This window comes from Candidatus Eremiobacterota bacterium, assembly GCA_031082125.1.
In the GTDB taxonomy this organism is placed as follows: domain Bacteria; phylum Vulcanimicrobiota; class CADAWZ01; order CADAWZ01; family Ess09-12; genus Ess09-12.
This window is the reverse complement of sequence record JAVHLM010000009.1, coordinates 83,111-97,924: the sequence shown is the minus strand read 5'-3', so window position 1 is coordinate 97,924 and position 14,814 is coordinate 83,111. Positions and strand designations below refer to the sequence as shown.

Genomic DNA, 14,814 nt, shown 5'->3' with positions numbered 1-14,814 from the left:
TACGAGGGCGGCCAGAGAAGGGTGATAGGTATTGATCTGTATCAAGTGCGGTTATGAAAACGCTGTAGGCTCAAACTATTGCGACCAGTGTTTCTCCCCTCTTCCTAGGCTTGAGCTTTTCCAGGTTTTTGAGCCCACCATAGTGACGGGCCGTGTGAAAAAAATACAGACCCACTGTGAAATGATACAGAAGACCGAGATAACCCCGGAAGAGTTCTCGGAGTTTGTGACAGTCACCTATGAAGAGCTCACCCGAATCTCGGGAGAGATCCAGGAGATCGTGGATTCCGCAGGCTATAGGGATATCTCCCCTGATGAGGTGGAGATCGGCTACGAGGGGATGACCCTCTATGAGCAGGGGCTCCAGGAGATTTACCTCTATGTGGAGGATATGAACCCGGAGCACTTTTCCGCCGGCATGGAGATGATAAATCAGGGGAACCTCAAAATCAACGAAGCGATGAAGATAAACAGGGACAACAGGGAAAGGGACGGCGTGCAGGGCACGCTCTGACCGGCTATTGCTTCTCCTCAATTTTCTTCCTGAGAATTTCCAGGGCTTTATTAAAAAGAGCCTTTTCCCTTGATCCGTCTGTTGCTGCAAGAGACCGGGCCACCTTGTCAAGGTCAGAGGAAGAGATTCCCCTGAGGTAATTACTCTGGGAAGTGTCGAATATCCCTTCGAGCTCGCCGCTCTTCTGCCTGATTTTCCCGTGAAGAAGGGTAATTCTTTCCAGCTCACTTGTGACGGCCTCATTCTGCTGGTCCGTGAAGCGGAATCGGGGATTGTTCTGAAGGGTGAATATGTCGCCGATCAGTATCTTGATCTCCCTGTCCATTATCGCGGTGACAGATGACTCATCAGCGGCGGGGAAGGGAACTCCCTGGTCGTCGGGCCCTATCGCACCGCCTCCCTGGCCGCCTGGCTCCATCATGCCCCCGCCCTGCATTCCGGGACCCTCGGAACCGCCCATGGGCTGCTGGCCAAGGCTTCTGCCTATCAGCAGCCCCAGGACCAATACCGTGAGTATAAGGGGAGCGGCGATTTTAAAGATCATGCGCTTTTTCATCTTTACCTCATTGCTGCTCTTCAATGGGCTCGGGTTCTGGCTCAGGCCCGGATGGACCTTGCGGGAGATTCCCTTTCAGCATCATTATCGCATTATGAAGGGACTCCTCCGTATCCTTCACAAGGTACATCCCCGTAAGTGCCTGTGACTGGCTGGCCCGTGTCATCTTCAGGTAGTTTTTCTGCTCCTCGGTGAAAGTCATCTTCACTTTTCTCAGGGACCTGTCAAGCTCCAGAGTGTCGTCCTTGATGGAGGCAAGAAGGGGATAAAGCTTCCGTGCCTGCTCCGGCGTGAGGGAATGGTAGGGATCGTCCTCAAGGAGAATTACTCCTGCAACCATTGTCCGCAGAGCAAGGGGCTCACTGCTGCCGTGAATCTGTTCTGAAGGCTGCCATCTCGATTCATTGTAATTAAAGGCATCTCCCCTGTTGCGCTGCCGGACTCCCATGGTGGGAGCCTGCCTGGTATATTTTGACATGAAGATAAAATATACCTGAAGAACTCCTATGAGGATCACAAGGCCGAAAATTATGCTCTTAAAAGAGGTCTGTCTCATCGGTGCCCTTCCCTCGCACTTTTCTCTGTGTCATTCCTCCCTATCTTATTTTACGTGAAGGGAGGTGATACCTTCAAAAGGGAAGGCAGGAGGAAGAATCCAAGATTCGTTGAAATGGAAATACTTATTTCGTCACCCTATTACAGTACAGAGCGAGGAAGAAATTTTATGCAGATTTTTAACGTGGTACCTTCATTACCTGAAGAATTGAAGCAGCTTGGAGAAATGGCTTATAACCTCAGCTTTACCTGGCACCCCGAGTCGGTGAAGCTCTTCCAGAGAGTTGACAGGAATCTGTGGGATGAATCGCGCCACAACCCTGTGCTGCTCCTGGGGAGAGTATCGCAGGAGCGCCTTAACGAGCTCACCCATGACGAGGGCTTCATCACCCAGATGGACACTGTCTATATAGATTATTTCCGCTATATGAACAAGAAGGAATATTACAAAAGCAACGCCGAGGCACCGAAAGATTATAAAATTGCCTACTTCTCCATGGAATACGGCGTTGCTGACTGCGCGTCCATTTACTCAGGCGGCATGGGCGTGCTCTCGGGGGATCACCTCAAGAGTGCGAGCGATCTCAATATCCCCATCGTGGCAGTAGGCCTTGCCTATCAGAAGGGCTATTTCCACCAGTATCTTGACAGCCAGGGATGGCAGCGGGAGAATTATCCCGAGAATGATTTCAACAATATGCCCCTGAGGCTGATCCGCGATGAGAAATCGAAGCCCGTCACTGTGACGGTGGACTTGAAGGGCGAGAGAGTGACGATAAGGGTATGGAAAATGCAGGTCGGCCGTATCACGCTCTATCTGCTTGATACCAACATGCTGAACAACTCCCATGATGCGCGTCTGATTACTTCCCAGCTTTATGCCGGCGACAGCGAGATGAGGATCAGGCAGGAGATAGTCCTCGGCATCGGGGGAGTGAGGGTCCTTAAAACCCTCGATATAATCCCCGAGGTCTTCCATATGAACGAGGGCCATTCCGCCTTTGCCTGCCTTGAGAGGATCAGGATGCTCATGGAGGACAGGGGCCTCTCCTTTGACCAGGCCCAGCAGATCGTCTGGTCAAGCAGTGTCTTTACTACCCATACCACTGTTGCAGCGGGGATTGACCGCTTTGACACAAAGCTCGTGGCCGCCTATTTCGGCGACTATGTGAAGAAAATCGGCATATCGCTTGACTACCTGATGAGCCTTGGCATGCAGAACAGCAATTTCTGCATGGCGGTACTGGCAATCAGGATGGCAGCCTATATCAACGGCGTAAGCGCCCTCAACGGCGTAGTCTCAAGAAAGCTCTGGGCGGGCGTGTGGAAAGGCATTGAGCCCGTCGATGTCCCTATTACCTCGGTGACCAATGGAATCCATATCCCCTCCTGGATCTCCGCCGAGATGGCATCTCTCTTTGATCGTTATCTCGGCCCCCGGTGGATAGAGGATCCCGATAACGAAAAGGTATGGGAAAGGGTGGAGAATATCCCCGACGGGGAGCTCTGGCGCACCCATGAGAGAAGAAGGGAGCGCCTGGTGGCTTTCGCCAGAAAGCGCCTCCATGAACAGCTCACAAGGCGCGGCGCGTGGCAGTCCGATCTTGACAAGGCGGCAACGGTCCTTAACCCTAATGCGCTTACTATCGGTTTTGCGAGGCGCTTCGCAACGTACAAGAGGGGAAACCTCATTTTCCGCGACCTTGAGAGATTGGCCCGCATTCTTGGCAACCCGAAGCGGCCCGTGCAGCTGATCTTTGCAGGGAAAGCCCATCCCCACGACCAGCAGGGAAAGCAGGTCATCCAGCACATCGTGCAGACCATCCGCGATGAGCGCTTCAGGGGTAACGTGGTGTTCCTTGAGGACTATGACATCAATATGGCCCGGTACCTGGTGCAGGGCGTAGACCTGTGGCTCAACAATCCCCGCAGGCCCCAGGAAGCCTCGGGCACAAGCGGCATGAAAGTCATTGCGAACGGCGGCCTTAACTTCAGCACCATCGACGGCTGGTGGGTTGAAGGCTACCAGCCTGGTGTCGGCTGGGCCATCGGAGAGGGAGAGGATTACGAGGACGAGGCGTACCAGGACATGGTGGAGGGCAATGCAATCTACAACACCCTTGAGAAGCAGATAGTCCCCATATTCTATGACAGGGCCTCTGACAACATGCCTGCGCGGTGGATTGCCATGATGAAAAAGGCGATGAAAATTCTCTGTCCCTTCTTCAACACCCACAGGATGCTCATAGAATACACTTCCAGGTTCTATGAGAAGGCCGGGAAAGACTATAAAAAGCTCGTCAAGGACGATGGAAAGCTTGTCAGGGAGCTTGTGGAATGGGAGGAGATGATGGAGCAGGCCTGGGATGATCTCAGGATTCTGGAGGTGGAATCAGGGAAGCTCCAGGATGTGCCGGCCCACTCGGCCCTCAAGGTGAAGATCACCGTGTTCCTCGGAAGAATCTCTCAAAAGCACGTGACGGTTGACCTCTACTGCGGTGAGCTGGATTCATCGGGAGAGATGAAGGAGAGAGAGATAGTGAGGACAAACCACGCAAAGGATCTCGGCAATGGGAAGCACCTCTTTGTCGGCGAGATCCCCTGTTCCAGGACGGGAAAGTTCGGCTTCAAGGTGAGGATCCTTCCCTATAACCCCAGCCTGGTGAACTCCCACTCGATGAACCTTTACGCCTGGGAGTAAGCAAGGCTTCACGGCAAGGCGAAATGCAGTGAAAAAGGCGCATGCCCTGAGGCTCTGCCTTTATTCCCTGTCCGAGAGGGCCTCATCTCTATCGAGCTCCCCCTGGGCCGGGAATCTTGTGAGGATAAGGGCTTCTTCATGGAGGAGCACTTTGTCGCCGGGCTGGATCTCATGCTTCTGCTTTTCCTCTGCCTTGTCACGGGGAAGGATAAAGACGGCCACCCTGGTGTTCGGCTGGGCATAGCGCTTCTTCACCGATGCCAGGCCAATCTGGACGCCCTCGATAATGACGCAGCTTGTTACGGCACCGATGGCATCACCTCTCTTCGTGACGACGAGGTCGCCAGGCTTCACAATCTTCAGGCCCTTCCCCTGCATCCGGAACCTGATGATCTCCCTCTCTCTCTTTGCCTCTTTTTCAATTATCGCCGCCCTTCCCACGAAGAAGGGCTTGTGGAACTTCACGAAGGAGCCGTAGCCGGCCTCGTGAGGAGTGATGTTGTTGGAGCCGGCAAGCTCATGGCCGTAAAGGGGAAGTCCCGCCTCGGTCCTGGTGGAATCACGGGCGCCGAGCCCTGCAGGCATTACCCCGTAGTCCCTCCCCTCCTTGAGGATCATATTCCAGAGCCGCGGCGCGTTATCTGGATGGAGGTAGAACTCAAAGCCCAGCTCCTCGCCGGTGTAGCCCGTTCTGGATATCATGACTGGCATGCCATCGATGGCTGTCTCTATGAACTCGTTTCTCTTGAGCCTTTTCAGCCTTTTCCTGTCCCTCTCATCGTTCACAAGCTGGAGGATGGTGAGGAGGGAATTGGGGCCCTGGAGAGCCATGTCCACGCGGCATGCATCGCCGTGCCCGGGGTCCTTGAGGTTCCTGAGCGATACCCCGAAGTTGAGGGACTTGACGGGGATTTCGTCGTCAAGGATATACTTCCCCTCTATGATGCCTGTGAGCCAGGCATCAATCTTCGCCGCGTTCACGGCGTTTACAATGAGCATATAGAGGTCCTGTCCACGCCGGTAGAGCATGACGTCGTCAAGGATGTCTCCCCTGGAGTCAAGGACATAGGAGTAATGGGACTGGCCGGGGAGGAGCTTGGGGACGTAATTGGTGGTGACGAGATCCAGGAACCTCGTGGCATTGGGGCCGCTTATCTCCAGGACTCCCATGTGGGCCACATCAAAAAGGCCCGCCGTTTCCCTCACCGCCCTGTGCTCCTCGTTGATGCTGGTGTACCACACGGGCATCTCGTAGCCGGCAAAGGGGACGATCTTTTTAGTGAGCTTCTTATGCTCATCGTAAAGGCTCGTACGCTGGAGGGGACTGCCGCTCTCCCCGCCGCTGAACTCAAAGTGTGTTTTTGAGGAGGCGAGGTCCAGGCCTGCTGCAAGGTGCTTCTGGCCCACGAAATAAGGCTTGGTGATGGTGAAGCTCTCTTTCAGCACCGACTGATAAAGATCCTGGGCCTTTACGGCGGCGCGGTAATCAGGAAGGCCATGCTCCGCCCTGGCCTTTTCCCTCACGACAAGGCCGGCGGGCCCAATCTTCCCTCCTTTTTCAATGATGAGCTTCCAGAGGCTCTCCGCATGGCGGGGATGGACCAGCAGGTCGCATCCGGCAAGGGTGCCGCCTGCCTGGATCTTATTTACCAGCACCTTGAATGATCCAGCCTGCACCTCTACGCAGTGCCTGCCCTCGGGGAAAACCGCTGCAAGCCCGCAGCTCTCAAGCGCTTTCAGTGCGTCGCTGCCCAGCAGGCTCAGCACCATGAGGTGCTTTGAGCTTTCATTGCAGTCCCTGAGGCTCTCAACGACAACGGGGCCCTGGATCTTGCCGTACAGTTCCTTGCTGTCATAGATGATATAGCCGTCGGAGAGAGCCCGCAGGAGCGTGAGGACCTTTTTGCTGTTCACTGCGTTGGTTTTGACAATGTACCGTGTCTCCTCACCCTCTCCCGGAAGCCTTGTGACAGTCACATCGTCTGTGACGGCGCCTTCACTTTCCAGGAGCAGGGTCTGGATGGACTGGAAGGGCGCCAGGGTGACAATGGTGCCTGTAGTGAGCTCTTCCAGGAAAAAAGTGCTTCTCTCGCCCTGGATTTCAATGAGGAGAGAGTCACTGCCGTCTATGAGGGAAGTCCTGTCGTTCCAGCCTGCTGCCTCGCCGGGATCCTTGTAATAGAGGGGCAGCGCGCAGCCGTTGAAAGACTCGATTCTGGCCTTCTCTGCCCTGTGGAGGCCAAGAAGAGGCGTTTCCCATTCCCAGGCCCTCCCATCAAGGGGAGAGTAATAGGGATAATGGCGGCGGGGGAGCGAAGAGTCACCGTTGACGCTCCTGATGAGGTCCTGGACCCCCCTGGCAGTCTCTTCCATGACCTTGAGGGGCACCTTGGCCCTGGCCACATCGCCCTGGGTCTCAATGTACCTGAAGGGCTTCATCGCCGAGATCGCCTCATAGATAAGGGTGGCGAGCCTCTCCACGTCATTTTCCTTGAATCCTCTCTGGGTGATCCACGTGGTGCCGAAGCGGAGCGCTCCCGGGTGAACTGCGTTTGTGTCCCCGGGGATGGTGTTCTTGTTGCACGTGATGCCGCACATGTCAAGGATCCGGGAGGCGACTTCGCCTCTCAGGTTGAAGCCATAAGGGCCTTTTATGTCTCTCAAGTCCAGCAGGCACATGTGGGAGTCTGTGCCGCCATAAGCCAGCTTTGCCCCGAGGGCCTTGAAGGTCCCGGCCATTTTCCTTGAGTTCTCCAGGACCTGCCTCTGGAGGCTCCTGAATTTTTCCGTGGCAGCGATCTTGAAAAGGACCGCTTTTGCCGCAATGCTGTTGACGTGAGGGCCTCCCTGTTCTCCGGGGAATACGGCGTTGTCAACTTTCTGGGCGTACTCCTCGCAGGTGGTGATAATGGCTGCGCCGCGGGGGCCGCACAGTGTCTTGTGGGTGGTGAAGGATATGACATCGGCGTAATCCACAGGGCTGGGGAAGGAGCCTGCCACGACGAGCCCTGCAGGGTGGGCAATATCGGCAAGAAGAATGGCTCCCACAGAACCCGCGATCTCCTTCAATCTTGCCCAGTCAATAACCCTGGGATAAGCGCTGTAGCCTGCTATGATCATTTTGGGGCAGTGCTTCAGGGCCTGCGATGAAAGCTCTCCATAATCGATCTCCCCCGTTTCATAGTTCGCATGGTAGGGGATGATGGTATAATTTTTGCCTGAGCGGTTTGCATGGCTGCCGTGGGTGAGGTGGCCGCCATGGGTGAGGTCCATGCCCATGACAGTGTCGCCCGGCTTCAGAAAGGCTTCATAGACTGCATTATTGGCAGCGGCGCCGGAAAGGGGCTGCACGTTGACGAAGATATCCTCGGCCCTGGTCTTTTCGGTAGCGAAAACGCGGGCCGCTCTCCTCTGCGCCAGAGCCTCGATGAAGTCAACGTACTCCACGCCCTTGTAATAACGCCTGTCGGAGTATCTTCTCAGGTAGGAGAGCTGAAGAGCCATGTCTGGCAGCCTGTCTGTGGTCTCTCTTATGAGCCTGTTGGAGGGATAGCCCTCGGCATAGATGTTCACAAAGCTTGTGGCCAGAGCCATCCTTACAGGGAGGGGGCACATGCTCTCGGAGGCAATGAGGATTATTTTCCTGAACTGCCGCTCATCCTCAAGGGCGATGACTTTCGAGACATCGTCATCGAGCTCGTGGAGCTCTTCAGAGAAGAGATAATCCATCATTTTTCCCTCATCTGTCTCAGTATCGCCGTGCCGTGTTTCCATGGTGACCCGCCTTTCTCAGGTTTTCCTGTGATAGTCCATGCTGTTTATCCAGCAGCGTGAGTGGCATCATATCAAGCGAATGCGCGGCTTTCCGTGCATGTTCTGCGCATAGCAAATCTTGAATCGGGGAATAAGGTCCAATGAGATGGAAGCCCTCTCCCGGGGCTGCGGGAGGGAGGAGGGCCATTATTCCAGGAGCTCGATCATCTTTTTCGCGTGGAGATCCCTGCTTTCCAGCTCAAGGCATTTCCTGAATTGATTCAGTGCCTCCTGGAAGTTTCCCATTTTGTAGTTCATGAGCCCTACATTGTAAATTGCCTCCCTGAATTCAGGGACAAATTTCAGCGAGAAGGTGAACTCGTTCCTGGCCTGCTCATAAAGGCTCTTGTCATCCGCCATGAGCACTCCCTGGGTGAAGTGCATCTGGGCTTTTTCCTCAGGTGTCTCGTTTCTCTTTTCCCCCTGGCCCTGCCTGAAGGACATCATGATGATATCCATGAGGGGAATTCCCCACTTGAACGGTTTTTTCTCGTCGGAGTCCTTGTCTTTTTTCCCCGAGGCGGCAATGAGCTTCTGAGCCGATTTTCTCACCTGGAACTGGGGCTGGGCGTCGTAGTCCTTCCTTTTTCCCTCATCATTGATCACATTGTAGGCTTCAATGACCAGTTTCATATCCCTGTCTGACATGTCTCTCAGCTCAGCCTTGATTGCCCCGCGGTACTTCTTGGAGATATTTCTGTATACTTCCTGGACTTTTTCCCTGGAGTCTGTCGGAGCGACGCCGAGTGTCTTGTAGTAATCCTTCATGGCTATCTTCCCCTCTGCGGATTAATGTCGTGCCGGTCAAAAGGAAATGAGCTTTTCGAAAATCTTTCGGTTCTTTTCAAAAGAAACGAAGTTCACACATCTTCTCTTGAAGCATGTGAAAATCTCTGTATTTCTAGGATTTCTCTCACCATGATTTTCTTGGTAAGACTCGGTATTCCCTTTTTTCTCCAAAGTTTTTATCCATGGCTGATTTCTCATGGCGCCTTTCCTGCAGAGGAGTGACGCCGTGTGGTATATAATTATATGAGAGATGAAAACAAGGAGGCACCTATGAGGAGCAGCAAGGAAGAAGCGGCAGTCAGTCTTTTTGATGCCATAAGCAAAGGGGACTTTGACAGGGCGATGGAGCATTTTGATGAGAAGGGGTCGCTTGTCTTCCCCGGAACCGCCCCTCTGTCAGGGACTTATAAGGGGAAAGAGGCGGTGAGGAAATATTTCAGAAGGATGCACATTGCCGTGCCAGACCTTGCTTTCACCATCCTTCACATTGCAGAATCCGGGAAGGTGGCCATCATTGAATGGATAAACAGGGGAAAGACAAGAAGAGGGGGGCCCTATGAAAACCGTGGCGTGACGGTGCTGGAGTTTGAGGGGGAGAAAATATGGGAGCTCCGTGATTACCTGGATACGGAAAAGCTCAAAGGCCCCGGAGAAGGGAGCCCTGGTCAGCAGAGGCAATAAAGAGGTGAACCATTATGACGAAAATCATGGTAAGGCCAGCCACAAAAGATGATTTCGCCTTTATCGAGGAGCTTGCAAGAGAGTCGGTGGAATACGGCATCCCGACGATACGGGAGGTAAAGGGCCAGGAGCTGAGGGATACCATGGGCCGGGCCTATAAAAATCTCGCAAACCTCTATGAAACACAGGAGAAAATTCTGGTCCTCCTTGCCGAAGATTCCGATAAGAACTGCAGGGTGGGCTATGTAACCCTTATTCTTGATGAGGTTGAGAGCTCCACGGGGGAGAAGCAGACCTTTATTCAGGACCTGGCGGTGAAAAAGTCCTACTGGGGGAAGTACGTGGTCCACAGGCTCATCAGGAGAGCCGAGGAGGAGACAAGCCGGAGGGGATTCAGGTATATCACGGGAAGTGTCGCCGTTGACAATGCAAGGACAGTGGGCACTGCCAAGGCCATGGGCTACGCGATTGAGCGCTACCAGATTGTGAAGAAATTATAAGCCGGGATGGAATAATTTTTTTCCGGGCAGGTATAATATGATGAGAAGAAGATGAACACCGTCATGACTCTCGAGAAAACTGAACAAGAAGACAGCGTACTGGTCAGAAATTTCAAAAATGGCGATGTTGAAGCATTCAACGCCATAGTGAAAAAGTATGGATCCAGGCTTTATGGGGTGATTTTCCGGATGGCAAGAGATCATAAGATCACCGACGATATACTGCAGGAGACCTTTATTAGGCTCTATTATTCGATAAATACTTATAAGGAGCAGTTTCCCTTTTATCCCTGGCTTTACCGGATAGCAGTAAACCTGACCATAAACCATCTCAGGAAGAACAAGAGGGAGGCCAAGGTCTCGATAGATGGCGAGGAGCTCCAGGTGGACAGCGATGTGAAGCTCTCTGCGATGCCCACCGATCTTTCCAGCCCGGAGCAGGCTCTGAGCAACAGGGAGCTTTACGATGAGGTGAACAGGGCGCTCCTGAAACTCCCGCCTGCTATGAGGGCTGTATTCACCCTGAGGATTTTCGACGAGAGGACTTATAACGAGATTGCCCAGATACTGAATATCTCACTGGGGACAGTGATGTCACGCCTTTCCAGGTCAAGGGAGAAGATGAAAATCCTTCTCTCGGGCTACCTGGCCGATACTTCAGGCGCGGGCCCTGAAAGGGCAAAGATATAAGAGGGCGAGGTGCAGGCCATGAAGTGCAGAAAAGTAGAGGAGTTGTCAGGCCGCTATATTGACGGGGAACTCCTGCAGGCCGATAAAAAGGCCCTGGAGGACCACGTGCTTCATTGCCGGGCCTGTAGCAGCTATATAGAAGAGATGAAGGGTGTTGATACCTTGGTGAGGAATCATGATTTTTCAAAGCCTTCCGATCAGTACTTTATCAACCTGGTTCCCAGAATCCATGAGCGGATATTTTCCGAGGAGATAAAGAAGCGTAATGCGTGGGGATGGCTTGGAGGCTTCTCTTTCAAGCTCGCCATGGGCGTTACCATTATCGTGGTGGCGCTTTTCATAGGATTTCTTCCAAGGATGATGATTCAGAAGGGGGGAGAGACTCCCGGGATCAAGGTGCCGGAGCTCTCCCATGTCACCGCCGTTCCCGCCTCCCTTGACACGGGGAGCCTCTCTGAATATTCAAATGTCTACATCACCGTGCCTGACCAGGAAGCCCGCATAAAGAACTATCTCAGCAACTCGGAGATTGTGCTCATCAAGCTGGTGGCAATGCCGGAAAAGAAAGAGAATTATTCCCTTCTCAAGGATGAAGTGGTGCGCTCCGGCCTCAAGGAGCAGATAGAGTCCACCATGAGCCTCTTCAAGGAAAATCCGGAGCTTCTCAGCCATGCCAAGGCCATGGAGATCCTCTCCATCAGGATAATCAATGGAAGCGATGAAAATTACCAGGAGGATCTCAAGCTTCTCAAGACCCAGGTGCAGAGGAGCGGCCTCCTGGAAAAGACCCAGTCGATGAAGATATAGGGGACTGGGAAGGAATGACCGGTGACCGGGCAGCCCGGAGAAGGTGGATATGTGAAAGGAGACAAGGGTAAGGGCTGATGGCAAAACAATGCAAGGGGGTAGATTTATGAAAAGCGCAAGTAAAATAATGGTGCTCGTGATGCTTATCCTGGTATTCTTCTGCATTGCGCCCTCAGGAGCAAATGCCGGCGAGGAGGAAGACCTTTACGTGCAGGGGAACAGTTACTGCATGCAGCAGCAGTGGGACAAGGCCCTGGAGAGCTTCAGCACACTCATCAGGAAATATCCTTCAACGCGCTTTGGCGATACGCCCTTCTGGGTGGGGTACTGCCAGATGGAAAAGGGTGATTATTCCCAGGCCATAGAGACATTCAAGGGCTTTATCTCAAAGAATCCCAATAACAGCTATGTTGCACAGGCCATGTATAAAGTGGGCGAGATCTATGAGAAATACCTCTGTGATTACAACAAGGCAGTCCTGGCATACGGCGACGTGGCGAAGCGCTTCCCCGAGAGCCAGGTGGCAGTGCAGTCGCTCTTCAACAACGCGGTGATCAAGGAGTTCACTCAGGGTGATTTTTCGGGAGCACAGCGGAATTATCAGAAGGTGACCCAGATCGCGGGGGGGAACACCAATGTCTATTCAGGTTACAAGGAGAGGGCCCAGCAGAGAATTGCCTTCATAGAAAAGAATTCCGACAACGGCTACAGGCCTCTCAAGATCTATACCCAGTCCTTTGCCCTCGAGGAGCAGAAGAAGCTGGACAAGGCCATGGAAGGCTATACCGGACTCCTCGCAAAATACCCCGCCTCCACCCTTGCCGATGACGCCCAGTTCAGGATCATGAAGTGCTGGGAGAAGCGCGGTGTCGTGGCAAAAGTGAAGGACGCAGGCAGGAAGTTCCTGAAAGACTATCCCCAGAGCGAATATGTGCCCCAGGTGAAAACCATGCTCCAGAAATACGGGGAATAGGGAGAGAGGCTTCACAAGAGAGGAATTTGCCGGGAAACAAAGAAATATTACTGACGACATCATCATACACTCGAGTATAATGATGTCGTCAGTAATGCTGTGAAGCAGATATCACTTTCTACTCTCGAGGAGGAACGGAAATGGGATTTTCACCGGATAAATACCGTAAGTTCGCCGCTTGCTGCCTGGTAGCCCTCAGCATTGTACTGGTGGTCTTCACGGGGGGCTGCGGCGACAAGAAGGCCCTCGACCAGGCCCAGACGGAGATAGCCAAGCTCCAGAAAGAGAACGGCGAACAGAAGTCCAAAATTGACCTGCTTGAGAAGGACAACGCCAAGATGAACGAGGATATCAAGAAGAACATCGAGGAGATAGGCGCTCTCAAGAGAAGGCTTACCGATGCCGGTGTCGCCACCACTCCTGAAGAGGGGGCCTTTGACATCTGCAAGGAAAACCTCAAGAAGATTGCCATGGCCATAAGGCTTTATGCCGCCGACAACAACAAGCTGGTCCCCAAGAAACTCAATATCATATCGCCCAATCCCAATTACCTGGAATTCATTCCCACGTGCCCCTCGGTGACGAAGGACACCTATACCGACGGCTATGAGGTCTCAAAGGACAAGAAAACCTACACGGTATACTGCTCTGGCAAAAATCATGAAAACGTTTCGGTAAAGGAGAATTACCCCCAGTACAGCTCGGTGAAGGGTATCTCGGTGGAGCGTGAACAGAAAGGTCAGAAAAATGAGGACGATGAAGATTAGGAAGGGTTTCTCATGACAAATAAAAAGGCCGGCTCATCAGCCGGCTTTTTTTCTGTCTTTACAGCACGAGCTTATAACCGAAGAGCTCTTTCAGGGCGAAGTCCCTGTCCTGCAGTGCGGAGGCATCAACCCACACGAGGGCATACCATCCCTCAGCGGGAGAGAGCTTCTTCATGCCCTGGGGAGTGGCATCCTGAAGGTAGCCCTCTTTCAGGAGCTGCTCCAGGCGGCGGGCAACGACCGCAGGTGTGCCTGCTGAAACGGTGATAAAGAGAGGATTACCCGCACGGAGGCTTTCCTTGAATGTCTCATCTATCTTTTCCTTGATGCCCAGCGTCTCTTCGAGAGTGATGAGCTTTTTCCCGTCAAAGTGCTCCCTGACGGTTCTCACCACATCTCTCTTGAGGACCGTCGAGGAAAAGATTATCCCGCTCTCTTTCACTTTCCCCAGCGCGGTGAGGAAGTCCTGAAGGCGGCGAAGCTGTTCTTCTCGCTTGGTGCTCATGCTAGCCCTCCGCCCCTTCTTCTTCAATCTGCTTCCTTACTATCTCGCTGAGGGCCACAGGGAGCATTGAGATGTCATCAACCCTGGCATGTTCTGGGTAAACCTCTTCTACGTGGGCCATGCCCTGGTCTATGCCCACGCCGATGATCTTGATGCCTTCTTTTTCGGCCTCTTCCACGAGCTTTTTCACTTCCGCTTCCTTGCCCTCGCCGTCGGAAATGACGATGATGGTCTTCATGGTGTCGGGGTTGCCCTTTTCTTTTATCATGTTGAGGGCCACCTGTATGGCATCGGCATCATTGGTGCCGCCCGACTGGCTTCCCTCGACCCTGGCGAGCATCTCCTCGCGGAAGGTGGTGTCGTATTTATCTTCCAGATTCTTGTGAACCTGGGGGGTGTCACTGAACCCTATGACGGCGAAATTGGTGTTGATCTGATCGAGTGCTTCTCCGGTCATCACCAGCGCCTTGAGGGCGTTCTCCCATTTATCGCCGCCTCTCATGCTGCCGCTTTCGTCGAGCACGAAAAAGAACTCGTGACCCCTCGATGTGGGATTGGTCCTGCGGAGCCATACCTCGTCGTCATAGATGCCCGTCTGCTGGTAGCGGGCTTCGCTCTGCATTGCCTTCCTGACGCTCAGCTTCTTGCCTGACCGGAAATTCCCGATGAGGCGGGGCCTCGAATCCTCATGAAGTATGTTTTTCAGCTCTCCGGCCATCTCCTCGGAGTAGGACACCACGTCCCAGAGGAGGCGCTCATAAGGGCTTTTGAGAGACTCTGTCTTTGCCTCGAGCTCCATTTTTTTCTTGAGAAGCTCCTCAAGGGTGGGAAGGTCGATGGTGCTTGTCGAGCCTCCATTGCCGCTTCCCTGGCTGTTGTTCGGCTGTCCCTGCTGGTTCTGTCCCTGCTGGTTCTGCTGTCCCTGCTGGTTCTGTCCCGCCTGGTTTCCCTGCTGTCCCTGCT

Annotated in this window: 14 protein-coding genes; 8 read left to right on the top strand and 6 right to left on the bottom strand. The window is 53.4% G+C overall.

Features of this window, described 5'->3' with window-relative positions; all coding sequences use genetic code 11:
* Positions 1–31 precede the first annotated feature (31 nt).
* Complete coding sequence (locus RDV48_12295; protein ID MDQ7823570.1) at positions 32–514, top strand: zinc ribbon domain-containing protein; 483 nt, start codon at positions 32–34, stop codon at positions 512–514.
* 4 nt (positions 515–518) lie between these two features.
* On the opposite strand, the gene RDV48_12290 is transcribed toward RDV48_12295, so the two are convergent.
* Positions 519–1,070, bottom strand: a complete 552-nt coding sequence (locus RDV48_12290; protein MDQ7823569.1) for a hypothetical protein — start codon at positions 1,068–1,070, stop codon at positions 519–521.
* Between the two features lie 7 nt (positions 1,071–1,077).
* On the bottom strand, positions 1,078–1,626 hold the full coding sequence (locus RDV48_12285) for a hypothetical protein (protein MDQ7823568.1): 549 nt from the start codon (positions 1,624–1,626) through the stop codon (positions 1,078–1,080).
* 168 nt (positions 1,627–1,794) lie between these two features.
* Here RDV48_12285 and glgP point away from each other — a divergent pair, with 168 nt between their 5' ends.
* Positions 1,795–4,326, top strand: coding sequence for an alpha-glucan family phosphorylase (glgP, locus tag RDV48_12280; protein ID MDQ7823567.1), 2,532 nt, complete (start codon positions 1,795–1,797; stop codon positions 4,324–4,326).
* 60 nt (positions 4,327–4,386) lie between these two features.
* Here glgP and gcvT read toward each other — a convergent pair whose 3' ends face one another.
* The gene (gene gcvT / locus RDV48_12275) at positions 4,387–8,100 is read right to left on the bottom strand and encodes a glycine cleavage system aminomethyltransferase GcvT (protein MDQ7823566.1); all 3,714 of its coding nucleotides are present in this window, start codon (positions 8,098–8,100) and stop codon (positions 4,387–4,389) included.
* A gap of 186 nt (positions 8,101–8,286) precedes the next feature.
* Positions 8,287–8,907: a DnaJ domain-containing protein gene (locus RDV48_12270; protein MDQ7823565.1), complete on the bottom strand. Its 621-nt coding sequence runs from the start codon at positions 8,905–8,907 to the stop codon at positions 8,287–8,289.
* Positions 8,908–9,198: 291 nt separating this feature from the next.
* Here RDV48_12270 and RDV48_12265 point away from each other — a divergent pair, with 291 nt between their 5' ends.
* The 6 genes from RDV48_12265 to RDV48_12240 all read left to right on the top strand — a co-directional run bounded on the left by RDV48_12265 (position 9,199) and on the right by RDV48_12240 (position 13,346).
* Positions 9,199–9,609, top strand: a complete 411-nt coding sequence (locus RDV48_12265) for a nuclear transport factor 2 family protein (GenBank protein MDQ7823564.1) — start codon at positions 9,199–9,201, stop codon at positions 9,607–9,609.
* A gap of 14 nt (positions 9,610–9,623) precedes the next feature.
* Complete coding sequence (locus tag RDV48_12260) at positions 9,624–10,109, top strand: GNAT family N-acetyltransferase (protein MDQ7823563.1); 486 nt, start codon at positions 9,624–9,626, stop codon at positions 10,107–10,109.
* Positions 10,110–10,160: 51 nt separating this feature from the next.
* Positions 10,161–10,799, top strand: coding sequence for a sigma-70 family RNA polymerase sigma factor (locus RDV48_12255; GenBank protein MDQ7823562.1), 639 nt, complete (start codon positions 10,161–10,163; stop codon positions 10,797–10,799).
* A gap of 18 nt (positions 10,800–10,817) precedes the next feature.
* Positions 10,818–11,606, top strand: coding sequence for a zf-HC2 domain-containing protein (locus RDV48_12250; protein ID MDQ7823561.1), 789 nt, complete (start codon positions 10,818–10,820; stop codon positions 11,604–11,606).
* A 106-nt stretch (positions 11,607–11,712) separates the two neighbouring features.
* Positions 11,713–12,579 (top strand): tetratricopeptide repeat protein, encoded by an 867-nt coding sequence (locus RDV48_12245; protein MDQ7823560.1) that lies wholly within the window; start codon positions 11,713–11,715, stop codon positions 12,577–12,579.
* A gap of 140 nt (positions 12,580–12,719) precedes the next feature.
* Positions 12,720–13,346 carry a hypothetical protein gene (locus RDV48_12240; GenBank protein MDQ7823559.1) on the top strand — a complete coding sequence of 209 codons (627 nt, stop codon included), beginning with the start codon at positions 12,720–12,722 and terminating at the stop codon, positions 13,344–13,346.
* A 58-nt stretch (positions 13,347–13,404) separates the two neighbouring features.
* On the opposite strand, the gene RDV48_12235 is transcribed toward RDV48_12240, so the two are convergent.
* Together RDV48_12235 and RDV48_12230 are read right to left on the bottom strand one after the other, a co-directional pair.
* A complete protein-coding gene (locus tag RDV48_12235; GenBank protein ID MDQ7823558.1) occupies positions 13,405–13,851 on the bottom strand; it encodes a hypothetical protein in 447 nt (148 codons plus the stop codon).
* A gap of 1 nt (position 13,852) precedes the next feature.
* On the bottom strand, positions 13,853–14,814 hold a 962-nt coding region (locus RDV48_12230; protein ID MDQ7823557.1), incomplete at its 5' end, for a VWA domain-containing protein.